Raw genomic sequence first — 22,459 nt, 5'->3', positions numbered from 1 at the left:
CGGCGGCGCAATCAGTGAATCGTGCCGATCGCGCGGTCGAACGAGAGCAAGGCGATCAAGCGCTCGATCTGCCGCCAGCGGCAGAAGTGCAGATAGTTGCCGAGATCGCGGCTGCGGTTGGCGCGCGCGGCGGCCTCGAGCCCCGCGTCGCCGCCGAAGACCGTGATAAGATCGGTCGCGTGCGTCACTTCGGTGCAATCCGCGAGATAGGGAACAACCATGCACTCTCCGCACGTTACGCGACCGCGGGCTTGCGGACACGCGCTCGCTTCACGGTTCGTGCCAGTCCGCGACATCCCCCTAAGCCCGCGCCTGACAAAGGTTAACGCCTCCCCGCGCGCCGCCCCAAGGCTCCCAGCATGGGACGCTGGCGTCCTGCGGCGGGACATGGCACAGCGCACGACATGGTCCGCTCATCCCCTCCCCGCACCCCGCTTGCCGGCGGTGCGCTCATCGCGATCGGCGCGATCGCCGGAACCGGCATCGGCCTGTTCATGCCGCTCGGCCCGACGCGTGGCTTCCTGATCGGGCTTGGGGTCGGGGTGGCGATCTCGCTCGTCATGTGGCTGCGCGACCTGCGGCGCTAACGCAGCGCGCGCGACAGCCAGACCACGCGGCCGATGATCGCGGCGGCAGTCGTGGTGATCGGCGGATAGGCCGGATTGTCGCTTTCGATCAGCATGCCATCCCTGGCCTTCGACACGCGCTTGACGAGCACGACGCCGTCGAGCCGCAGTACGAAGATTGCTGGCACGGTGCCCAACCGCGTGTCGCGTTCGTCGATCACGATCTGGTCGCCATCGGCGATCGTCGGCAGCATCGAATCGCCCCGCGCGCGCAGCATCGCCGCATCCTTCGCGCCGAGCCGCAACGATTCGAGCAAGCGCGGGTCGAGCAGCATCGCCCCCTCCCCCGGCGCATCGCCGCTGAGCGCGCCCGGCCCGGCCGACGCCTCGACATCGAGCCGACGGATCGCCGCCATACGCGGAACCGCGACGCCGCCGAGTTCGGCCGCATCGACGCGGAAATAGGCAGCGAGCAAGGCGCGGTCGCGCTCGCCCAGATCGCGTGGCGTGCCGCGGCGGACATATTGCTGGAGATACGCCTCGTTGCGGCGAAGCATCCGCGACAGCGCGGCATAGCTGACGCCGTGCGCGTCGATCAGCGCGGCGAGCCGCGCGCGAGGATCGGAAGCCTCCATCGTCGCCATGATAGCCATAGGAATTTTCCTAGACAAGTTGGAAAATAGAACGGATCGTGAACACCAAGCCCATCGGCGCCGACGAATCGCGAGGAGACCGCCATGTCCGTGTTGCAGAAGATCGACCGTTATCTGAGGGCGAGCGCGATGCCGCCAACCACGTTCGGGCGGCTCGCCGTGCGCGACCCCCGCCTCGTGCGCGACTTGCGCCGGGGCCGCGAACCGGGCGCCCGTATGGTGCGCCGGATCGAGGCGTTCCTGGCCGACCAGCGGGTGTCGCGGTGAGCCGCGGCCCCGATGCCGCGACGCTGCTGCGGCGCGCGCTCGAACGCCATGCCGATGCGGCCGGATGCGATGTCAGCGTGTGCGTGGAGGAATCGACCCGCTGGGCGAGCGCGACCTTTGCCGGCGCGCGTCACACCGTGGCGCTTACGCTGCCCGACGATCCGACGGGCGGACTATGGCTAAAGGCGCTCGCCGAGGCAGACCTGCCGATTCGCGGGCATCTCGTCGCCGACATCGTCATCCTGTCGGCCACTCGGCATGACGAAGAGCTCGTGGTAGCACTCGAAGCGCTGACCGTCGAAGTTTGACCGATGCGCCCGTCACCGGCGATTGCGCGAGTCAGCGCGGATCGGTCGCCATTTGCCGCAAGCTGCCGAGCGCCCCCTCGATCGTCTCGGGCGAGGCCGCAGCCGGGTCGCGGCGGCCGACGACGCGTTCGAGCCGGTCGAGCAAGGCGTGGATCGTTTCCGACGGATCGCCCGCGCTCTCGGCAGGGCGAGCCGGACGCGAGATCGGGCTGGGCGTGCGGCGCGCCGGGACGGGAGCGTCGATCGGGCCGAGCGGGAAGGTTTCGAAGCGCTCGCTCGGATCATAGGTCTGGCGACGTGGGAGCGGCAGCGGCAGCGGCAGCGGCGCGCTCGCCACCACGTCAGGCTTGGGCTGGTCGTCGGGATCGGACGCCAGCACCCCAGGTTCGCGCAGGAAGCTTGAATCATAGGCCGAAAGCGGCTCGTCGAGATCAACCGGCAGCGGCCGTTCGACCAGCGGCGCAACGTCGTCGGCATCGAGATGCACCGGACGTGCGCGGACTTCGAGGAACGGCGTGCCGAGATCGGTATTGGCAAACAGCGGACGGCGCGCCGGCGCATCGGGATGCGCGTCGGCGCGACGCAGCACGGGGGCGTTGTCGCCGTCGGAAACCGGGCGGCGCAGCGCGATCGTGCGGCCGCCGAAGGTCAGGAACAACGCGAACCATGCGAGAACGCCGACACCACCACCGCACAGCAGCACCAAAGCGGCGCGCGCGGTGAGCCCCAAGGGCGGTTCGGCTGCCGAGATCACCGCGGCGATGCCGCTATCGACCACCATCGATTCGAGCAGCGCTGTCGGGATCAGCGCAAACATCGCCGCGGTCAGCACCCCGATTATCCCCGCGACGAGCGGGGCCAGCGGGAGGGTCAGGCGTTGAGGATTGGAGGAGACGGCCATGCACTCTGATCTGCCATACTATCAGTAAGTTTTTGGTAAACGGGAGCGTAACGCGCCACGTTAACGGCCCAGTTACGCTCTGCCTCGACAAAAGTACGCCCGCGCTCGCGGCGGCCTTCCCAGCTCCCACGATCCGCGAGCAGATCGGCGAGCGATTGCGCCATCGCGCTTGGGTCGCCGGGCGCGAACAGCGTGCCCGTCTCGGGATCGCTGATCAGCTCGCGGTGCCCGCCAACGTCCGACGCGGCGACGAGTCGGCGCTGCGCCATCGCCTCAAGCGGCTTGAGCGGCGTCACCAGATCGGTCAGCCGCATCTTCTTGCGCGGGTAGGCCAGCACGTCGATCACGCTGTAATAGCATTCGACCTCGCCGTGCGGCACACGCCCGACGAAATGAATCTGCGCCGCCACCGGCGATGCCGCGGCTTGCGCGCGCAACACCGCCTCCATCGGACCGCCGCCGACGAGCACGAGATGCGCTTGCGGGCGCGCAGCGACCAGGGCGGGCATCGCCGCGATCAGATCGTCGAGCCCCTCATAATCGTAGAAGCTACCGATGAAGCCGATCACTTCCTTGCCCGTCACGCCGAGCGTTGCGGCAAGCGCGGCGTCGTGCGGCAGCGGCGTGCCGAACATCGCCAGATCGACGCCGTTGGGCGAGACGATCAGCTTGCCCGGATCGATCCCGCGCGCGATCAGATCGTCGCGCAATCCCTCGCAGATCACCGCGACCGCATCGGCGCGCTTGACCGCCCAGGTCTCGAGCGCGCGAGTCGCACGATAGCGCAGCGAGCCCTCGCGCCCCGTCCCGTTGCCGACCGAGGCGTCTTCCCAGAAAGCGCGGATCTCATAGACCAGCGGCAATTTGTATTTGCCCGCGACGCGCAAGCCGGCGAGCGCATCGAGCACGGGCGAATGCGCGTGGAGGATATCGGGCTTGAACTGCTCGACCACCTCGCCGATTCGCTTGGCGAAGGCCGCGATCTCGCGCAGTTCGCCGAACGGCGGGGGCAAGCGCTTGACCGCAGCGGTGCGGTAGAAGTCGATGCCATCGACGCTCTCCAGCCCTGCCGCTGGCGATGCATGCCGCGGCCCGGTGACTGCGGCGATCGTCCAGCCGCGTCGCATCTGGCTCTTGAGGATCGCGCGGGTGCGAAAGGTGTAGCCGCTTTGCAACGGCAGGCCGTGATCCAGAAGATGAAGAATACGCATGCTATCGCCCTAACGCACGAGTGCTTAACGGAGCCTCAACTTGAACGCACGTAGAGCGGCTGTGCCCGTTCGGGCCACCCGGCGATAGGGCGGATGCGAGCAGCGGAAAGGAGCGCGACGGCATGATCGACAATCTCGCGCTGGCGATCAGCCACGGCCTGATCGCGCTGACGATCTGGCGGCTGCTGCGCCGGCCCGATCTCGACCGCGAAAGCGTGCCCGGCGAGGCCCCCGCCCGAAAGCGGAAGGGCCGCCCGCTTGCGTGATCTCGTCTTCGTCGCCTTTCTCGCCGCCTTCTTTGCGGCGGGGTTTCGCCGGCCGTTCATCTTTGTCCTTGCCTATGTCTATATCGACGTCGTCGCGCCGCAGCGGCTGACGTATTTCCTGCTCAACAGCATCCCGATCTCGCTCATCGCGGTGGTGCTTTCGGTTGGCGGATGGCTCGTGGCCGATGACAAGACCGGCACGCGCGTCGCGCCGCGGCAGGGCCTGATCGTCGTGCTGATGATCTATTGCTACTGCACCACGCTCACCGCCGATTTCCCGGTCGAGGCGCTCGATAAATGGGGCTGGGTATGGAAGTGCCTGGCGTTTGCCGCCTTCCTGCCCTTCACGCTGCGCACCAAGCTCCGGATCGAAGCGCTGCTGCTGGTGATGGTCGCCTCGGCGGCATCGATCATCATCGTCGGCGGGATCAAGACGATTGCGAGCGGCGGCGGCGGCTATGGCTCGCTCAACTTGATGGTGTCGAACAATTCGGGGCTGTACGAAGGCTCGACCATCTCGACGGTCGCGGTCGCGATCATCCCGCTGATCCTGTGGTTCACGCGGCACGGCACGATCTTCCCGCCCGACTGGAAGGTGAAGAGCTTCTGCTATGCGCTCGTCTTTTCGTGCCTGTTGATCCCGGTCGGCACCTCGACGCGCACCGGATTGCTGTGCATCGGCCTCGTCGCGGTGCTGATGCTGCGCGATGCCAAGCGCAAGGTGCTGTATCTATGCCTGCTCGGCGTGGCGGGGATGATCGCAGTGCCCTTCCTGCCCTCGTCGTTCACCAACCGGATGAGCACGATCAGGACCTACAAGGGCGACGAATCCGCCTCGACGCGGCTCGCGGTGTGGGGCTGGACCTGGGACTATGCCAAGGAGCATCCGATGGGCGGCGGCTTCGAAATGTACCGCCAGAACAAGATCCGCTACGATACCGAACGCGTCGAAGGGACCGCCGCGAACTCTACCGTCGACCGCCATTTGACGGTCGATCAGGCCCGCGCCTTCCATAGCGCCTATTTCGAGATGCTCGGCGAACAAGGCTTTCCCGGGCTGATCCTATGGCTTTCGATCAGCCTGATCGGCATTTTCCGGATGGAAGTGCTGCGCCACCGCTATCGCAAGGCGGCAGCGGATATGGCGTGGGTCACGCCGCTCGCCGGCGCGTTGCAATCGGCGCATATTGTCTATCTGCTCGGCGCGGCGTTCATCGGCATCGCCTTCCAGCCGTTCGTCTACATGCTGATCGGCGCGCAGATCGGGCTCGATACCTATCTCGCACGCAAGCGCGCCGGCGCGCCGTGGCAGCCGCGCCGGGCGGTGCGAACGGTCGAACCCGCGTCCGCCTGATGTCGGCCCCCGCCCCAACCGCCGCCGTCCACCGCCACGAACTGCGCGCGCTGACCGGGATGCGCGGGATCGCCGCGTGGTTCGTCGTGCTCTATCATATTCGGCTGTCGCTCGACTGGCTGCCGCCAACGCTGCTGGCCGTGTTCGCCAAGGGGTATCTCGCGGTCGATTTCTTCTTCCTGCTTTCGGGCTTCGTGATCTGGCTGAGCTGGAGCACGCGGCTGCGGCACGGCGGGGTCCGCGCGGTGCCGTCCTTCCTGTGGCGCCGGCTTGCACGGATCTGGCCGTTGCACACCGTCGTGCTCGGCGCGACGCTCGCGCTGGTGCTCGCGCTTGCCGCGACCGGGCGGCACGACGCGGCGCATTACCCTTATGCCGAACTGCCGCTCCATGTCCTGCTGATGCAGACATGGGGGTTCACCGATCGCCTCGCATGGAACGATCCGAGCTGGTCGATCAGCACCGAATGGGCGGCGTATCTGCTGTTCCCGCTCGTCGCCTTCGCGCTCGACTGGCGGCGCATACCGAGCTTGGGCGTGGTCGCCGCGATCGTCGGCTTGCTTGGGCTGTTGCACGTCGCCATGGCGGGATCGCCGACGCTTGGATCCGAGATCTGGACCTACGGGCTACGGCGCTGTCTGATCGAATTCGCGGTCGGCGGCGCGCTGTGCTCTTTATGGGAGCGGTGGCGCGATGCACCGATCGTGCCTGCGCTCGTGGCGATCGGCTGTACGGTGGTGGCGTATGCCGCAAAGCTATCGGGCCAGCCCGAGACGCTGACGGTGCCGGCCGCCTTTGCTGCCGCGCTGCTGGCGCTCGCCCTTACCTCGGGACTGCGCGGCAACCCGCTCGAAATCCCCGCGCTGCACTATCTCGGCGAGATCAGCTACGCGACGTATCTCAGCCACTTCCTGCTGTTCGTCATCTTCAAGCTCGCCTTGGTCGACGACGTACACAGCATCGCCCCGGTCCTGGTCGCGCTGTATCTCGCGCTCGTCCTCGGCACGTCGGCGGCGCTCCACCACTTGGTCGAGCGCCCCGCGCAAAGCTGGATGAACCAAATCCCCGCCCGCTTGCGGCGAGCGAGGATCTCGGGTCAGGCGTCTTCCAGCTCTTCCTGAAGCGCCGCGAGGATCGCCTTGTTGAAGGCAGGAATATCCTCGGGCTTGCGGCTGGTGATGAACGATCCGTCGACGACGACTTCCTCGTCGACCACATCGGCGCCGGCATTGGCGAGATCGGTGCGCACCGACGGCCAGCTCGTCATGCGGCGACCGTCGACGACATCGGCCTCGATCAGCAGCCACGGCGCGTGGCAAATCGCGGCGATCAGCTTCTCGTCGTCAGCGAATTCCTCGATGATCTCGATCGCGCGGTCGTTCATCCGCAGCGTGTCGGGGTTGGCGACGCCACCCGGCAGCAGCAGCGCGGTGTAATCCTCGGTATCGACGTCGTCGAGCAGCATGTCGGGGGTGATCGTGTCGCCCTTCTCGTCATGGTTCATGCCCTGGATCGGGTCCATCTTCTCCGAGGCGAGCGTCACCTTGACGCCGGCGTCGAGCAGCGCCTGGCGCGGTTCGAAGAGTTCGACTTGCTCGAAACCATCGGTTGCGAGAATGAGCACGTGGACGTTTGAAAGATCGGCCATGGGGAGTCTCCGGCTAAGTGTTCCGGCGGCTTAACCATCGGGAGGGCCAGCCCGTTCCGGAACGTTGCGATGGCCCGTGCATTCATAAGGGCCATGACGAAGCTTTCTTACCACGACGACAGTGACCCTGGTATTACACGCAAGGCCGTGCGCCATGGCTGGGGCTATTACGATGTCGATGGTGCGCGCATCACCGATCGCGACGAGATCGACCGGCTGAACGCGATCGGCCTGCCCCCCGCCTATCGCGATGCATGGTACTGCCCGAGCCCGACCGGCCATATCCAGGCGGTCGGCTGGGACGAGAAGGGTCGCAAGCAATATCGCTATCACGTCGATTTCCGCGAGACGCAGGAAGCGGCCAAGTACGAGTTGTGCGCGCCCTTCGGCCATGCGCTGCCCAAGCTGCGCACACGCGTCGCCGCCGACCTCGCCAAGCGCGGGATCGGCAAGGATACCGCGGTCGCGGCAGTCGTCCGGCTGCTCGATCTCGGCAAGGTCCGCATCGGCAACGAAGGCTATGTGAAGGCGAACAAGAGCTTCGGCGCGACCACCTTGCGCAAGCGCCACGCTGCGCTGAAGGGCCAGTCGCTGAAACTCCAGTTCAAGGCCAAGTCGGGCAAGCTCCGCGTGCTGACGATCACCGACGGATCGCTCAGCCGCTTCGTCAAGCGCTGCCAGGATCTCCCCGGGCAGCACTTGTTCCGCTGGGTCGACAGCGACGGCGAGGCGCACCCGGTCACCTCGTCCGACGTCAACGCCTATATCCGCGAGGCGATGGGCGCCGATTTCACCGCGAAGCATTTTCGCACGTGGAGCGCGAGCGTGCTCGCGTTCGAGGCGCTCGCCGGCGCGACTCACGACATCAGCCTCAAGACGATGTTGCTCCCCGTCAGCGAAGCGCTCGGCAACACGCCCGCGATCGCGCGCAAATCCTACGTCCACCCCGCTTTGCTCGCGCTCGCCAAGGACGGACAGTCCGCGTTTCGCGCAACACTCCGCCTGCCGCGCAGCACGCAGCATCTGAGCCGCGCCGAACGCGGCTTGCTCGCTTTCCTCGAACAGGGCACGCCGCCGTCTTCCGCGAAAGTCGCCTGAGAAGTTTTAAATGACCGTCAAGAATAGCACTTCGATCCTGCCGCCGATCCGCGTCCAGGATTTCGACGAACAACTCCGCAGCCTGATCGGCACGACCTATCGCTGGGCCGCGACACATTGGCTCCAGCTCATCATTGCTGTCGGGATGGCCAGTCTGCTCGTGTTCGCGATGCATTTCGTGCGGCGTATCGCGCGCAAATACTGTGCGCACCCCAGGCAATCGCGACGCTGGGGCGCGATCGTCGCGCGGGCGGTGCTGGCGACGGGCAACACCTTCATGGTGGTGGCGGCGGTCAAGCTCGTCAGCGCGGGCAATTTCGCCGGCACGCCGCAAGAGGTGCGCGCGACGATCAACTTCGTCTGGATCCTCACCGCCGGCTATCAAGGCGCGATCTGGGCGCGTGAGATCATCATCGGTGCGATCGAATATCGCACCGCCGACGAGCATTATTCGGGCGAGGCGATCGGCAGCGCGATGGGGATCATCCGCATCCTCGTCGGCTTTGCCGTGTTCGCGATCGCCGCGATCGTCGTGCTCGACAATCTGGGGGTCAACGTCACCGGCCTGATCGCGGGTCTCGGCGTCGGCGGCATCGCGATCGGTCTGGCAGCACAAGGCATCTTTGCCGATCTGTTCGCGGCGCTGGCGATCATCTTCGACCGCCCGTTCCGCCGCGGCGACGCGATCAGCTATGACAAATCGTCGGGCACGGTCGAGGCGATCGGCCTCAAGTCGACGCGCATCCGCGGCGTCACCGGCGAGGAGCGGATCGTCGCCAACAAGCAGCTGCTCGAGAAGGAGATCATCAACAACACGCAGCGCGAATATCGCCGCGTCGTGTTCACGCTCGGGCTCGTGCAATGGACGCCGATCGAGACGCTCGAGGCGCTGCCGACGATGATCAAGGCGGTGGTCGAGGACAAGGGCATGAAGTTCGTCCGCGCGGGCTTCACCACCTTCGGCGCGAGCAGCTACGATTTCGACGTCGAATTCGATTCGCCGAGCGCTGCGTTCCAGGAATTCTACGACGCGCGCCATATGGTCGGGCTGGCGATCATCCGCTGCCTCAACGATGCGGGGATCAGCCTCGCTTATCCCACGCAGACGAGCTTCACCGCCGCGCCCGACGGCGAGATGGTGCTGCCGTATGCCGCGACCGACCCGCGCCCGGCTGCGGAGAAGGCCGAGCCGACGCCCGTCCCCGCCCACCGCCAGGGAACGGGCGCGACGCCGAGCGACTCGGCGGTCGATGGCGATTCAGGCCACAGCTAACCCGCCGTCACCCCGGCCTTGTGCCGGGGTGACGTAACGGCTCAGATCCCGCCTTCGTCCAGGCTCAGCAACGTCGCATTGCCGCCCGCGCTGGTCGTATCGATCGACACCGCGCGCTCGACCACGAAGCGGTGGAGGTAATGCGGCCCGCCCGCCTTTGGGCCCGTCCCCGAAAGCCCCTCGCCGCCAAACGGCTGCGACCCGACCACCGCGCCGATCATCGAGCGGTTGACGTAGAGGTTGCCGACTTGCGCCAGCGCCTCGGTCTCGTCGGCAGCGCGCGCGATGCGGCTGTGGAGCCCCATCGTCAGGCCATAGCCCTTGGCGTTGACCGCCGCGATCGTCTCCGCAAGCTTGCCCGCCGGCCATGTCGCGACGTGCAGGATCGGGCCGAACCATTCCTGCGTCAAATCCTCGATCCGATCGAGCTGCACCAAAGTCGGCGGAACGAAGAGCCCCTCGGCGGGCGCGTCGAGCGTCTTCACCACACCGGCGCGCGCGCGATACGCCATCAGCTTGTCGTACGCCGCCTGGTCGATCACCGGGCCGACATCGGTCGCCGGATCGGCCGGATCGCCGAGCCGCAGCGTGTCCATCGCGCCTTTCAGCATCTCGATCGTCGTGCCCGCGATCTCCTCCTGCAACAGCAGGAGGCGGAGCGCCGAACAGCGTTGCCCGGCCGAGCGGAACGCCGATGTCACCACGTCCGCCACGACTTGCTCGGGCAGCGCGGTCGAATCGACGATCATCGCGTTGATCCCGCCGGTCTCGGCGATCAGCGGGACGATCGGACGGCTGTCGTCCTCGAGCAGCGACCGCGCGATTTTCCGCGCGGTGGCGGTGGAACCCGTAAAGGCCACGCCCATCACGCGCGGATCGGCGGTGAGCGCGGCGCCGACTTCGGGGCCGCCTGGGAGCAGGATCAGCGCGTCCTGCGGCACACCCGCTTCATGCGCTAACTCGACTGCGCGCGCGGCGATGCGCGGCGTCTGCGGCGCGGGCTTGGCGACGACGCTGTTGCCCGCGACCAGCGCGGCGACCGTCTGGCCGAGGAAGATTGCGAGCGGGAAGTTCCACGGCGCGATCGTCGCCCACACCCCGCGCCCGTCGAAGCGCAACACGTTGCGCTCGCCGGTCGGCCCGGGGAGTTCGATCGGCTGGAGACCATCGCGTGCTTGCTGCGCATAGTAGCGACAGAAGTCGACCGCCTCGCGCACTTCGCCGAGCGCATCGGGGATCGTCTTGAAGGCTTCCTGGACGCAGATCGCCATCAGTTCGTCGCGGTGCTGCTCGAGCAAGTCGGCGAGGCGATCGAGGCACGCGGCGCGCTGGGTGACGGGGGTGGCCGACCAGGCTGGGAACGCCGCATGCGCACGCGCGACCTCATCTCCCCTCCCGCTTGCGGGAGGGGTTGGGGGAGGGAAGTGCGAAACGGTCGGAGTCGCGCCTGAGGCACGCCCCTCCCCTAGCCCCTCCCGCAAGCGGGAGGGGGATTCGACCGCCGCAACCGTCTCGCGCAACACCACCCGGTCCGCCAGATCGAGCCCGGCGCTGTTCCGCCGCCCCGCGCCGAAGAGATCAACCGGCAACGGAATGCTCGGATGCCGCGCGCCGCCGACCGCGGCAATCTTCGCCACTGGGTCCGCGAGGATCTCCGCCTCGGTCAGCCGCTCGTCCGCCAGCTGATGCACGAAGCTCGAATTCGCCCCATTCTCGAGCAACCGGCGCACCAGATACGCCAGCAAATCGCGATGCCCGCCGACCGGCGCATAGACCCGGCAATGATAGCCATTCTCGCGCACCATCCGCTCGTACAGCCCGTCGCCCATGCCGTGCAGCCGCTGGAACTCGAAGTCGCGGCTGTTGCCGGCCCACTCCATGATCGTCGCGACCGTCAGCGCATTGTGGCTGGCGAAGGCCGGACGGATGTTCGGCGCATCGAGCATGTCGCGCGCCACCGCCAGATACGACACGTCGGTCGCCGCCTTGCGCGTGAACAGCGGGTAATCCGCCAGCCCCTCGACCTGCGTGCGCTTGATCTCGCTGTCCCAATAGGCGCCCTTGACCAGCCGCACGTTCATGATGCGATCGAGCGCGCCCGCCCACGCAACCACCGGCCGCGCGCGCTTGCCGTACGCCTGCACCGCCATGCCGAAGCCGTCCCAGCCCTTGAGGCTCGGCAGCGCGGCAACGGTGCCGATGATGTCGAGGCTCATCTCGAGCCGCTCGCTCTCCTCGGCGTCAACGGTCAGCGCGATGCCCTTGCTCGCCGCCTGCAACGCAAGCGCCTCGAGCATCTCGGTCAGCGCCGGCACGCACTCGTCCCAGCGCGACACTTCGTAGCGCGGGTGCAGCGCCGACAATTTGACCGAGATCGAATGCCCCGCCGCCGGATCACGCCCGACCGCGTCTACGGCATCGGTGTAAGCGCGGAAATAGCGCTGGGCGTCGTCGTGCGTCCGCGCCGCCTCGCCGAGCATGTCGAAGCTTGCGGTAAAGCCCTTGTTCTCGGGCTTGCGCATCCGCTTCATCGCTTCGTCGATGGTGCGGCCCATCACGAAGATCTCGCCCATCATCCGCATCGCCGCGCCGACCGCCTGGCGCACGAACGGCTCGCCCGCGCGGCTGATGAGACGGCGGAGCGAACTCTGCGTCTGCCCGTCGCCGACCAGCGCACGGCCGACCACCAGCCCCCAGGTCGCCGAATTGACGAGCGTCGAGTTCGACTTGCCCGTGTGCGCGCGCCAGTCGGCATCGCCGAGCTTGTCGGCGATCAGCAGATCGGCGGTCTCGGGATCGGGCACGCGCAGGAACGCCTCGGCGAGCGACAGCAGCGCCACACCCTCGGACGAATTGAGCCGATACTCCTGTAGAAACTGGTTCACCCACCCTTTTCCCTGCGCCGCGCGCAGGTCGGCGAGCAGGCCCAGCGCATGTCCCATTACGCGCTCGCGCGAATCGGGCGTGAGCGCGGCACGGTCCAGAAGCGACTTTAGAACATCGGGTTCGCTCGCCCGGTGCAAAGCGCCCATGGATTTGCGGGCTGTGGACGCTACGTCAAAGGTCATGTTCCGGTTTCCGGTCAGGGTGAGACTTGCGCGCGGCGTGCGTGAGTGCCATTTGCCAGCGCGACGTCGCCTATGCGACGAATTTGCTTTCAGGGGAATGCCGTGACGACCGTTACAGCTCAGGAAATGACCGGCCGGATCGGCACCGAACAGGTGTCCGACTGGGTCGAGGTCAGCCAGGAGATGATCGACAAGTTTGCAGATGCAACGGGCGATCATCAGTTCATCCACGTCAACCCGGCAATGGCGGCGATGACGCCGTTCGGCGGGACGATCGCGCACGGCTTCCTCACGCTGTCGCTGATGCCGCTGCTGTCGTCGAAGATCATCGATCCGGTGACGATCGAGGGTGTGAAGATGGGGATCAATTACGGCGGCAACAAAGTCCGCTTCCTCCAGCCGGTCCGCTCGGGCAAGCGCGTGCGCGGTCGCTTCAAGCTGCTGAGCTTCGAGGAGAAGCGCCCGGGCCAGTGGCAGCAGACCAACGAATTCACGGTCGAGATCGAGGGCGAGGAAAAGCCCGCGATGATCGCCGAATGGATGTCGCAGATTTTCGTTTGAACGGTCGCGGCCTTTGGCCCTCTCCCGCTCTTCGCGGGAGAGGGTTGGGTGAGGGCCTTCTTCTCGTCGACGCCAGAAAGAGAAGAAGACCCTCACCGACTGCGACTAGGCCCGCTGGAAGACGGCGGACCAAGTCTCCGTAGCCTCTCCCGCGAAAGCGGGAGAGGCGTTGCAAGAAGGAAGAAACTCATGCGTTCCGCCGTCATCGTCTCCACCGCCCGCACCCCGATCGGCCGCGCGTACCGCGGTGCCTTCAACAACACCCCCGCCCCGACGCTCGCGTCGCATTCGATCCGCGCTGCGGTCGAGCGCGCCGGGATCGAGGGTGGCCTCGTTGACGACGTCGTATTCGGCTGCGCGCTCCAGCAGGGCCACCAGGCCGGCAACATCGCGCGCACATCGCTGCTGCGCGCCGGCCTTCCCGTCACCGTGCCGGGCATGTCGGTCGATCGCCAGTGCGCCTCGGGCCTGATGGCGATCGCCACCGCCGCCAAGCAGATCATCACCGACAACATGGACATCACCATCGGTGGCGGCGTCGAGAGCATCAGCCTCGTCCAGACCCCGCAGATGCGCGTCGCACCCGATCCCGAGCTGATCGCGATGCACAAGGACGTCTACATGTCGATGCTGGTCACCGCCGAGACGGTCGCCAAGCGCTACAATATCAGCCGCGAAGCGTGCGACGAATATGCGCTCGAATCGCAGCGCCGCACCGCCGTCGCGCAGGCCGCCGGCTATTTCAATGCTGAGATCGTCCCGACCAGCGCAAGCATGGCCGTCACCAACAAGGAGACCAAGGAGGTCACCTACAAGGACGTCACGCTGTCGAAGGACGAGGGCAATCGCCCCGAAACGACGCTCGAGGGCCTGCAGGCGCTGCAGCCGGTGATGGGCCCGGGCATGAACGTGACCGCGGGCAACGCCTCGCAGCTCTCGGACGGCTCGTCGGCGTCGGTGCTGATGGAAGAGAAGATCGCCTCGCAGCGCGGCCTCCAGCCGCTCGGCCGCTATGTCGGCATGGCGGTTGCCGGCACCGAGCCCGACGAGATGGGCATCGGCCCTGTCTTCGCGATCCCCAAGCTGCTCGAGCGCTTCAACCTCAAGATGGACGATATCGGCCTGTGGGAGCTTAACGAAGCGTTCGCGGTGCAGGTGCTGTATTGCCGTGACAAACTCGGCATTCCGAACGAGCTGCTCAACGTTTCGGGCGGGGCGATCTCGATCGGTCACCCGTACGGCATGACCGGCGCGCGTGCGACCGGCCACGCGCTGATCGAAGGCAAGCGTCGCGGCGCGAAGTATGTCGTCGTGACGATGTGCATCGGCGGCGGCCAGGGTGCGGCCGGGCTGTTCGAGGTCCTGTAATTGAAATAGGCGCCGGATTCGGCTATATCGGCTTTGGCGATGTCATAGGCGCCTCTCATAACGAGCCCCGGTCGTGTCAGCGGCCGGGGCTCAATGCGTTTGGGGCTCGGCTGTCAGACCGAGCCCCGCCCGTGCACCCTAGTCTTTGCGGGCTACCTCGATGATCTTCAGGACTAACGTCCCGAAGGCGAAGAGCACGCCCAGGATCAGGCACAGATCGGCGACCGTCATAGGTACACCTCTCATCTAGGCGGCCGAATTGCCGCCAACGATGTGAATAATATCGATTTTTGCGGTCCGCAAATGTCGACAGAGCTAACCGCAGTCAGCGGGTGAAGCAGCATGAGATAATCCTCTAATGCTCAGCGGCGCGCGACCGTCATTCACCGCCGTTCATTGCCTAAGATGCGCGGCAACCAACCGCGCGTTCCGTCGTTTCTCTCCCGAACCATCCTTCAGGAGAAACCCACATGGCCGACACGCACGAAATCACCCAGACGCTCTGGAAGAAAATGGCCGACAGCCCGTTCCTGATGGTCGGTCTGGCCGATGGATCGTCGCACAGCGAGCCGCTTACCGCACAGCTCGACAAGGATCTGGTCGACACGCTGTTCTTCTTCGTCGGCAAGGACAATCGCCTGATCGGCGGCGGCAAGGTGATGGCGCAGTTCGTGTCCAAGGGTCACGATTTCTTCGCCTGCATCGCCGGCACGATCGCGCAGGACAATGATCGCGCGATGATCGACAAGCTGTGGAACAAGCAAGTCGAGGCCTGGTTTCCGGGCGGCAAGGAAGATCCCAACCTCGCGCTGCTGCGCTTGAAGATCGACAATGCCGAGCTGTGGGAAACCGACATCTCGCTGTCGGGCCGCCTCAAGATGCTGTTCGGCGGCACGATCAAGTCCGACGAAAGTGGCAGCCACGCCGTCGTGAATACGACCGCAGCCTAACCAAAACATTTCGGCCCTGTCTTCACCGAAGACAGGGCCGATCCAGTACTGGCGATGAAGCGTGCGGCGTCAGCCGTGCGCTTTCATCCATTCCTCGACCACCGGCGCGACCTTGTTGCGCCACTTCGAGCCGTTGAAGATGCCGTAATGCCCGGCGCCCTCGGCCATGTAATAGCGCTTCTTGTCCTCGGGCAGGCTGGTCGCGATCGTCAGCGCAGCCTTGGTCTGGCCGAGCCCCGAAATATCGTCCTTCTCGCCCTCGATCGCCAGGATCGCGATGTCGGTGATCGCGGCAGGGTCGACCACACGCCCGCGGTGCGTCATCGTGCCCTTGGGCAGCGCGTGATCCTGGAACACGACGTCGATCGTCTGCAGGTAGAATTCGGCGGTCATGTCGCAGACCGAGCGATATTCTTCGTAGAACGCCTTGGTCGAGTCGGCCTGGAGGTCCTCGCCCTGGACGAGATGTTTGAACAGCTCGTAATGCGACATCATGTGGTTGCCGAGGTTCATCGACATGAAGCCAGCAAGCTGCAGGAACCCCGGATAGACGCGGCGACCCGCGCCTGGATAGTTGCCCGGGATCGTCGCGATCACATTCTGGCTGAACCAGCTGTGCGGCCGCTCGGTCGCCAGCGTGTTGACCGCAGTCGGCGCCTCGCGCGTATCGACCGGACCGCCCATCATCGTCAGCGTCTTGGGGCGGCACGGATTGTTGTCGGCGCTCATCACGCAGGCAGCGGCATAGCACGGCACCGACGGCTGGCAGACCGCGAGCATGTGCGTGCCCCCCTGCCCTTCGTTCGCGCCGATCGCCTCGAGGAATTCGATCAAATAATCGACATAATCGTCGAGATCGAACTTGCCGTCGCTCAGCGGCACGAGCTTCGCGTCGCGCCAATCGGTGATGTAGACGTCGGCAACGGGCAGCATCCGCTCGACCGTGCCGCGCAGCAGCGTCGCATAGTGTCCCGACATCGGCGCGACGATCAGCAGCTTGGGGCCGCCCTCGATACCGACACGCCGGAAGCGTTTGAGTTGTCCGAAGGCTTTGCGCAATACCACGTCTTCGACAATCGCCACCTCGGCGCCGTCGATCGTCGTGCTGTCGAGCCCGAAGGCGGGCTTGCCGCGGGGTGCCGCGGCATGCGCGAACACCTCGAGCGCGGAGCCGAGCACCGCCCCCCCGCCGAAATAGGCAAAGGGATTGGCAGGGTTGCTGAGCAGTCCGGCACTGAAATCGGCCATGGCGCTAGCGCCTGCCAGCATCGACTTCTGCATTTCGTAAGCGTTGTAGAGCATACCGGACTTTCTAGCAGACAATCGTAAATGTCAAAATACTGTCTATGCTGCGCTGCGGCAAACAGCAATGCCGGGTTTGCTGCAATTCCGTAGCGGATTGAGGCAGGGTCTGGCGCCTGCTACGCACCGCAGATGGTCGAAACACAACCCGCCGCCGTCCCGATCGATCCTCCCGTCGCGCAGCCCCGGCCGAGCGGGCGAAAGCTCGCCAGCCTGGCGATGGTGTGGCGCTACACCTCGCGCTATCCGCTCCAGCTCGCGATCGCGCTGGTGGCACTGCTCGTCACGTCGACGACGACGCTCGCGACATCGTGGAGCATCAAGTCGGTGATCGACCGCGGCTTCACGCACGGCGCCGGCGACATCGCGCATATCGACCATGTCTTCTACGATCTGCTCGGCCTCGTCGTCGTCCTCGCGATCGCAACCGCGATCCGCTTCTACTTCGTGTCGTGGCTCGGCGAACGCACCGTGGCCGACATCCGGATCGCCGTTCAGGCCAACCTCCTGCGGCTCGCGCCGCGCTGGTTCGAGGAGAACCGTCCGTCCGAAGTCGCCTCGCGGCTGACCTCGGACACCGCGCTGATCGAAGGTGCGGTCGGCACGACGGTGTCTGTCGCGCTCCGCAACGGCCTCACCGGGATCGGCGGCGTGATCCTGCTGTTCGTCTTCGCGCCGAAAATGGCCTTGTCGATCGTGATCGGCGTGCCGCTGATCATCCTGCCGATCATGCTGCTCGGCCGCCGCGTGCGCAGCCAGTCGCGCGCGAGCCAGGACCGCATCGCCGATATCGGGTCGATGGCGGTCGAGACCTTCACCGCGATGAAGATCGTGCAAGCCTTCGGCCAGGAAGCACGCGAGGAAGCGCGCTTCGCCTCCGCGGTCGATCGCAGCCTCGATGCCGCCAAGCGCCGAATCGCGACGCGCGCGATCATGACCGCGCTGGTGATGGGGCTGCTGTTCGGCGCGGTCACGCTGCTGATGTGGTCGACCGTCGGCGATGTCGCCGCCGGGCGGCTGTCGGCGGGGTCGCTTGCGGGCTTCCTCGTCACCGCGACGCTGGTGACGGGGTCGTTCGGCTCGCTGACCGAAGTCTATGGCGATCTGCTGCGCGCCTCGGGCGCCGCCGAGCGGCTGTCCGAGTTGCTCGCCGAAGTCCCCGAAATCCGCGCGCCTGCGCAGCCGACCACGCTTCCCGTGCCCGCGCGCGGCACGCTCGAATTCGATCATGTCGAGTTCCGCTACCCGACGCGGCGCGATGTCGCCGCGCTGCACGATTTCTCGCTATCGGTGAAACCCGGCGAAACCGTCGCGATCGTCGGCCCGTCGGGCGCTGGCAAGACCACCTTGTTCCAGCTGATCCAGCGCTTCTACGACCCCGAGGCAGGCAGCGTGCGCATCGACGGCGTCGACTTGTGCAACGCCGACCCCGCCGAGGTCCGCGCCCGCATCGCGATGGTGCCGCAGGAGACGGTGATTTTCGGCGCGTCGGCTCGCGACAATCTGCGCTACGGCCGCTGGGACGCGCCCGACGACGCGCTGTGGGCGGCTGCCGAGGCGGCCAATGCCGCCGAATTCCTCCACAAGTTGCCCGAAGGGCTCGACACCTTCCTCGGCGAGGGTGGCGCGCGGCTGTCGGGTGGCCAGCGCCAGCGCGTCGCGATCGCGCGCGCGCTGCTGCGCGATGCGCCGATCCTGCTGCTTGACGAAGCGACCAGCGCGCTCGATGCCGAGAGCGAGCGGCTCGTCCAGGAAGCGCTCGAGCGCCTGATGGCAGAGCGCACCACGCTCGTCATCGCGCATCGCCTAGCGACGGTGCGCGCCGCCGAGCGGATCATCGTGATGCGCGAGGGCCGGATCGTCGAGCAAGGCAACCACGCCGCGCTGATCGGCGAGAGCGGCCTGTACGCGCGACTCGCGAGCTTGCAGTTCAGCGAAGCGGCGTAAGTCCTCTGACTCCCCTCCCGCTTGCGGGAGGGGCACCTTCTACTCCCCTCCCGCTTGCGGGAGGGGCTGGGGGAGGGCATGATCCGAGGCGACCGCGCGGACGGACGGGCCCTCCCCCGACCCCTCCCGCAAGCGGGAGGGGAGAGATATGCGCGACTTCGACATCATCGTTTATGGAGCCACGGGTTTCACAGGCCGCCTCGTCGCCGAATATCTCACGCAGAGCGGCGCACAGCGCTGGGCGATGGCGGGCCGCTCGCTGTCGAAGCTGCAGGAAGTCCGCGACCTGATCGGCGCCCCCGCCGACACCCCGCTCGTCACCGCCAATTCGGATGACGCCGCCAGCCTGCGCAGCTTGTGCGAACGCACCAAGGTCGTGCTCACCACGGTCGGCCCATACCAGCTCTACGGCAATGACCTCGTCGCGGCCTGTGCCGAAACCGGCACCGCCTATGTCGACCTGTGCGGCGAACCAGCGTGGATGCGCCACATGATCGACGCGCATCACGAGACCGCCAAGCGCACCGGCGCGCGGATCGTCTTCTCCTGCGGGTTCGATTCGATCCCGTTCGATCTCGGCGTGCTCGCGCTGCAGGACGCTGCCAAGGCCAAGTTCGGGCATCCGATGCCGCGCGTGAAGGGCCGTGTGCGGAAGATGCAGGGCGGCGCGTCGGGCGGCACAGTCGCCAGCCTCAAGGCGACGCTCGCCGCCGCCGCCAAGCATCCCTCGATCCTCTGCCTGCTCATCAATCCGTTCGCGCTCACCCCCGGCTTCGAGGGGCCAGCACAGCCCAAGGGGCTGCTCCCCGAATATGACCGTGCGATCGAAGCATGGGTCGCGCCCTTCATCATGGCGCCGATCAACACCAAGAACGTCCACCGCACCAACTTCCTGCTCGGCGAGGCGTATGGCGCCGACTTCGTCTATGACGAAATGATGGTCGCGCCGGGGATCGGTGAGATGGGCAAGGCCGCCGCCGAGGCGATCGCGCGGATGAACCCGCTCAGCAGCGACAAGGGCCCCAAGCCCGGCGAGGGCCCCTCGCCCGAGGAACGCGACGCAGGCTTCTACGACCTGCTCTTCATCGGCGAAGGCGCGGGCGGCGAGCGGATCGACTGCGTCGTCACCGGCGACAAGGATCCCGGCTATGGCTCGACCAGCAAGATGATCGCCGAGACGGCGTTGTGCCTGGTCAAAGATGTTGCGGGGGGAGGCGGCATCTGGACCCCGGGCGCGCTGATGGGGAAGGTGCTCGCCGACCGCTTGCAGGCGAAAGCGGGGCTGACCTTCCGCGCCGGATGAGCTCGCGCCGTCGCCCCGGCGCAGGCCGGGCCCGCTCGGATGCGCGCCCCGCCCGAGCACGCCCCAATCGGGCCGGCCCCGGCCTTCGCCGGGGCGACGATGGTCGGTCGGCCGCTAGCGCTTCTTCCCCTGGTGCCGGATGTTCGTCGGGCGCCCGCGATGCTTGATCACGCGCTTCGGGCGGCGCTCGTCGCTGTCGACGCGCGCGCCCCTGCCCTCGACCATCTCGAAGCGTAGCGCCCCCGATACCGGGTTGGCTTCGGCCAGCCGCAACGGCAGTTTCTGCCCGCTGGCATAGACCGTCCCGCTCTGGTCGCCGATCAGCGTGCGGCTGGCTTCGTCGAAGCGGAAATATTCGCCGCCGATATCGCGCACCGGCATCAGCCCGTCGCCGCCGATGCCCTCGACCGTCGCGAAGAAGCCGAAATTGGTCACGCCGGTGATCCGCGTCTCGAGCACCTCGCCGACCTTTTCGCTCAAGAACGCCGCGACATAGCGGTCGATCGTGTCGCGCTCGGCCTCCATCGCGCGACGTTCGAGCATCGAGATGCTCTCGCCGATCTTCCCCATCGCCGCGGCTTCGCCCTCGGTCAGCCCGCCCGGCCCGAGATCATAGGCCGCGACCAGCGCGCGGTGGACGAGCAAATCGGCATATCGCCGGATCGGCGAGGTGAAGTGGCCGTAGCTGCCGAGCGCGAGCCCGAAATGGCCCATATTGGCGGGGCTATAATACGCCTGCGTCTGCGTGCGCAGCACTTGCTCCATGATCTGCGGGCGTTCGTCGCGGTCGATCACCTTGTCGAGGATGTGATTGAAGGTGCGCGGCTGGACGACCTGGCCGAGCGCAAACTCGATCCCGAAGGTCTTGAGATAGTCCTTCAACGCGACGAGCTTCTCGCGGCCGGGCTGTTCGTGGACGCGGTACATCACCGGCGCCTTCTTCGCCTCGAGCGCCTTGGCGGCGGCGACGTTGGCGGCGATCATGTAATCCTCGATCAATTTGTGCGCATCGAGCCGCTCGCGCGGCGCGACCGAGAGGATGCGGCCCTTCTCGTCGAGCATGACGCGGCGTTCTGGCAGGTCGAGATCGAGCGGCGCGCGCGCGGTGCGCGCCTTGTTGAGCGCGTGCCAGCACGACCAGAGCGGGAGAAGGGCGGCGAGAATTTCATCGCTGCCCGAATCCCCCTCCCGCTTGCGGGAGGGGTTAGGGGAGGAAGCAGGAGAGGAAGAAACGGCGGCAGCGTGATGCGCATCCACCATCGCCTGCGCATCCTCATACGCCAGGTTCGCCGCAATCCGCACCACCGCGCGCGTGAAGCGCCACGACTTCAGCGCCCCATCCTTCCCAATCCGCAAATGGCACGCCAGCGCCGCGCGATCGACGCCCTCCTTCAGCGAACACATCTCCGCCGACAAACTCTCCGGCAGCATCGGCACGACCCGGTCGGGAAAATACACGCTATTGCCGCGCCGCCGCGCCTCGCGATCGAGGCTAGCCCCCGGTCGCACGTAGAACGACACATCGGCAATCGCGACGATCGCCTTCCACCCGCCATCATTGGCGGGATCGTCATCGGGCGCCGCCCACACCGCATCGTCATGGTCACGCGCATCGGCCGGGTCGATCGCGACGATCGGCAGATGGCGCAGATCCTCGCGCTTGTCGCCGAGCGGCTGCGCGGCCACGCGCACCGCCTCGTCGAGCGTCTCGGACGAGAACACGTCGGGAATACCAAGCTTGTGGATCGCGATCAGCGAGAAGCTGCGCGGCGCGAACGGATCGCCGAGCACCTGCGTCACGCGCACCGTGATCCGCGGCGGCCGTCCCGCCATCTCGGCAAGCACCAGATCGCCGACCTGCGCCTCGCCCGCGTCGGACACCTGGAACTCGCGCCGCTCCTTCTTCTCGACGCCTTGCAGCCAGAGCGCCTTGCCCTCCTGGCGCAGCACGCCGAGCACCAGCTCCTCGCCCTTGGGCAAGGTCTTCATCGGATGCGCGATCAGGCCCTGTCCGGCCTCCTCGGTCCGCGCCAGCACGCGGTCGCCGACGCCGAGCGCGCCATTCTTCTTCTCGCGCACGCGCAGCTTCGGCGCGGGGGTGGCGGCTTCCCACCGCTCGGGCACCGCCCAGACGTTGCCGCTGTCATCGACATCGACGATCCGCAGCACCGTCACCTTGGGCACCCCGCCCATCTTGTGAAACGCGCGGCCGGGGGCGCTGTCGATCAGCCCCTCATCGGCCATGCCCTTCAACAGCGCTTTCAGCAAAATCTTGTCCTGCGCGGTCAGCCCGAAGGCGCGCGCGATCTCGCGCTTGCCCGCAGGCACGTCGCTTTCGGCGATAAAGGCGAGGATCTGGTCGCGGCTGGGCAGACCGGGGGTGCGCTTGGTTGGCTTGGGCATCGGATCAGCGAT

General features: G+C 66.6%; 21 protein-coding genes. 13 read left to right on the top strand and 8 right to left on the bottom strand.

Annotation, left to right across the window (positions count from 1 at the left end):
- Positions 1 to 11: 11 nt before the first annotated feature.
- Positions 12 to 221: a hypothetical protein gene (locus ABIB28_RS17170; RefSeq protein WP_133187019.1), complete on the bottom strand. Its 210-nt coding sequence runs from the start codon at positions 219 to 221 to the stop codon at positions 12 to 14.
- A 138-nt stretch (positions 222 to 359) separates the two neighbouring features.
- Between ABIB28_RS17170 and ABIB28_RS17165 the strand changes: the two genes are divergently transcribed.
- On the top strand, positions 360 to 587 hold the full coding sequence (locus ABIB28_RS17165; protein WP_354289278.1) for a hypothetical protein: 228 nt from the start codon (positions 360 to 362) through the stop codon (positions 585 to 587).
- Here the strand turns inward: ABIB28_RS17165 and ABIB28_RS17160 are convergent.
- Positions 584 to 1,219 carry a S24 family peptidase gene (locus ABIB28_RS17160; protein WP_354289277.1) on the bottom strand — a complete coding sequence of 212 codons (636 nt, stop codon included), beginning with the start codon at positions 1,217 to 1,219 and terminating at the stop codon, positions 584 to 586. The genes ABIB28_RS17165 and ABIB28_RS17160 overlap by 4 nt on opposite strands.
- 84 nt (positions 1,220 to 1,303) lie before the next feature.
- Between ABIB28_RS17160 and ABIB28_RS17155 the strand changes: the two genes are divergently transcribed.
- Together ABIB28_RS17155 and ABIB28_RS17150 are read left to right on the top strand one after the other, a co-directional pair.
- On the top strand, positions 1,304 to 1,486 hold the full coding sequence (locus ABIB28_RS17155) for a hypothetical protein (protein ID WP_133187017.1): 183 nt from the start codon (positions 1,304 to 1,306) through the stop codon (positions 1,484 to 1,486).
- Entirely contained in the window at positions 1,483 to 1,794 is a 312-nt protein-coding gene (locus tag ABIB28_RS17150) for a hypothetical protein (protein WP_354289276.1), read from the top strand. The genes ABIB28_RS17155 and ABIB28_RS17150 overlap by 4 nt, the downstream gene beginning before the upstream one ends.
- Before the next feature lie 31 nt (positions 1,795 to 1,825).
- On the opposite strand, the gene ABIB28_RS17145 is transcribed toward ABIB28_RS17150, so the two are convergent.
- Both ABIB28_RS17145 and ABIB28_RS17140 read right to left on the bottom strand, forming a co-directional pair.
- Positions 1,826 to 2,695: a hypothetical protein gene (locus ABIB28_RS17145; protein ID WP_354289275.1), complete on the bottom strand. Its 870-nt coding sequence runs from the start codon at positions 2,693 to 2,695 to the stop codon at positions 1,826 to 1,828.
- Positions 2,665 to 3,906, bottom strand: a complete 1,242-nt coding sequence (locus tag ABIB28_RS17140; RefSeq protein WP_354289274.1) for a TIGR04063 family PEP-CTERM/XrtA system glycosyltransferase — start codon at positions 3,904 to 3,906, stop codon at positions 2,665 to 2,667. Before ABIB28_RS17140 ends, ABIB28_RS17145 begins: the two co-directional genes overlap by 31 nt.
- 122 nt (positions 3,907 to 4,028) lie before the next feature.
- On the opposite strand from ABIB28_RS17140, the gene ABIB28_RS17135 reads away from it, so the two are divergent.
- Genes ABIB28_RS17135 through ABIB28_RS17125 form a run of 3 tightly spaced genes read left to right on the top strand, consistent with a single transcriptional unit; the run spans position 4,029 to position 6,647 of the window.
- Positions 4,029 to 4,172, top strand: coding sequence for a hypothetical protein (locus ABIB28_RS17135; protein ID WP_165954436.1), 144 nt, complete (start codon positions 4,029 to 4,031; stop codon positions 4,170 to 4,172).
- On the top strand, positions 4,165 to 5,526 hold the full coding sequence (locus tag ABIB28_RS17130; protein ID WP_354289273.1) for a putative O-glycosylation ligase, exosortase A system-associated: 1,362 nt from the start codon (positions 4,165 to 4,167) through the stop codon (positions 5,524 to 5,526). The genes ABIB28_RS17135 and ABIB28_RS17130 overlap by 8 nt, the downstream gene beginning before the upstream one ends.
- Positions 5,526 to 6,647: an acyltransferase family protein gene (locus tag ABIB28_RS17125; RefSeq protein WP_354289272.1), complete on the top strand. Its 1,122-nt coding sequence runs from the start codon at positions 5,526 to 5,528 to the stop codon at positions 6,645 to 6,647. Before ABIB28_RS17130 ends, ABIB28_RS17125 begins: the two co-directional genes overlap by 1 nt.
- On the opposite strand, the gene ABIB28_RS17120 is transcribed toward ABIB28_RS17125, so the two are convergent.
- Positions 6,623 to 7,174 carry a type 1 glutamine amidotransferase domain-containing protein gene (locus tag ABIB28_RS17120; RefSeq protein ID WP_189676735.1) on the bottom strand — a complete coding sequence of 184 codons (552 nt, stop codon included), beginning with the start codon at positions 7,172 to 7,174 and terminating at the stop codon, positions 6,623 to 6,625. The genes ABIB28_RS17125 and ABIB28_RS17120 overlap by 25 nt on opposite strands.
- A 93-nt stretch (positions 7,175 to 7,267) precedes the next feature.
- Between ABIB28_RS17120 and ABIB28_RS17115 the strand changes: the two genes are divergently transcribed.
- A complete protein-coding gene (locus ABIB28_RS17115) occupies positions 7,268 to 8,272 on the top strand; it encodes a DNA topoisomerase IB (protein WP_354289271.1) in 1,005 nt (334 codons plus the stop codon).
- A gap of 10 nt (positions 8,273 to 8,282) precedes the next feature.
- Complete coding sequence (locus tag ABIB28_RS17110) at positions 8,283 to 9,545, top strand: mechanosensitive ion channel family protein (protein ID WP_354289270.1); 1,263 nt, start codon at positions 8,283 to 8,285, stop codon at positions 9,543 to 9,545.
- A 41-nt stretch (positions 9,546 to 9,586) separates the two neighbouring features.
- Here the strand turns inward: ABIB28_RS17110 and putA are convergent, their stop codons facing one another.
- Positions 9,587 to 12,577 (bottom strand): bifunctional proline dehydrogenase/L-glutamate gamma-semialdehyde dehydrogenase PutA, encoded by a 2,991-nt coding sequence (gene putA / locus ABIB28_RS17105; protein ID WP_502958256.1) that lies wholly within the window; start codon positions 12,575 to 12,577, stop codon positions 9,587 to 9,589.
- Between the two features lie 162 nt (positions 12,578 to 12,739).
- Between putA and ABIB28_RS17100 the strand changes: the two genes are divergently transcribed.
- The 3 genes from ABIB28_RS17100 (at position 12,740) to ABIB28_RS17090 (ending at position 15,492) form a co-directional block, all read left to right on the top strand.
- Positions 12,740 to 13,174 (top strand): MaoC family dehydratase, encoded by a 435-nt coding sequence (locus ABIB28_RS17100; RefSeq protein WP_322164097.1) that lies wholly within the window; start codon positions 12,740 to 12,742, stop codon positions 13,172 to 13,174.
- A gap of 189 nt (positions 13,175 to 13,363) precedes the next feature.
- Positions 13,364 to 14,542, top strand: coding sequence for an acetyl-CoA C-acyltransferase (locus tag ABIB28_RS17095; protein WP_189676732.1), 1,179 nt, complete (start codon positions 13,364 to 13,366; stop codon positions 14,540 to 14,542).
- A gap of 470 nt (positions 14,543 to 15,012) precedes the next feature.
- On the top strand, positions 15,013 to 15,492 hold the full coding sequence (locus ABIB28_RS17090; RefSeq protein ID WP_133186995.1) for a pyridoxamine 5'-phosphate oxidase family protein: 480 nt from the start codon (positions 15,013 to 15,015) through the stop codon (positions 15,490 to 15,492).
- A 69-nt stretch (positions 15,493 to 15,561) separates the two neighbouring features.
- Here the strand turns inward: ABIB28_RS17090 and ABIB28_RS17085 are convergent, their stop codons facing one another.
- On the bottom strand, positions 15,562 to 16,794 hold the full coding sequence (locus ABIB28_RS17085) for a polyhydroxyalkanoate depolymerase (RefSeq protein ID WP_354289267.1): 1,233 nt from the start codon (positions 16,792 to 16,794) through the stop codon (positions 15,562 to 15,564).
- Between the two features lie 132 nt (positions 16,795 to 16,926).
- On the opposite strand from ABIB28_RS17085, the gene ABIB28_RS17080 reads away from it, so the two are divergent.
- Together ABIB28_RS17080 and ABIB28_RS17075 are read left to right on the top strand one after the other, a co-directional pair.
- The gene (locus tag ABIB28_RS17080) at positions 16,927 to 18,741 is read left to right on the top strand and encodes an ABC transporter transmembrane domain-containing protein (RefSeq protein WP_354289266.1); all 1,815 of its coding nucleotides are present in this window, start codon (positions 16,927 to 16,929) and stop codon (positions 18,739 to 18,741) included.
- A gap of 148 nt (positions 18,742 to 18,889) precedes the next feature.
- Complete coding sequence (locus ABIB28_RS17075; protein ID WP_354289264.1) at positions 18,890 to 20,044, top strand: saccharopine dehydrogenase family protein; 1,155 nt, start codon at positions 18,890 to 18,892, stop codon at positions 20,042 to 20,044.
- A 114-nt stretch (positions 20,045 to 20,158) separates the two neighbouring features.
- Here ABIB28_RS17075 and ABIB28_RS17070 read toward each other — a convergent pair whose 3' ends face one another.
- Positions 20,159 to 22,447 (bottom strand): ribonuclease R family protein, encoded by a 2,289-nt coding sequence (locus ABIB28_RS17070; protein WP_354289263.1) that lies wholly within the window; start codon positions 22,445 to 22,447, stop codon positions 20,159 to 20,161.
- Positions 22,448 to 22,459 lie beyond the last annotated feature (12 nt).

The sequence above is a fragment of the Sphingomonas sp. UYEF23 genome (assembly GCF_040546165.1).
Taxonomy (GTDB): domain Bacteria; phylum Pseudomonadota; class Alphaproteobacteria; order Sphingomonadales; family Sphingomonadaceae; genus Sphingomonas; species Sphingomonas glacialis.
This window is presented reverse-complemented; position numbering and strand designations above follow the sequence as displayed.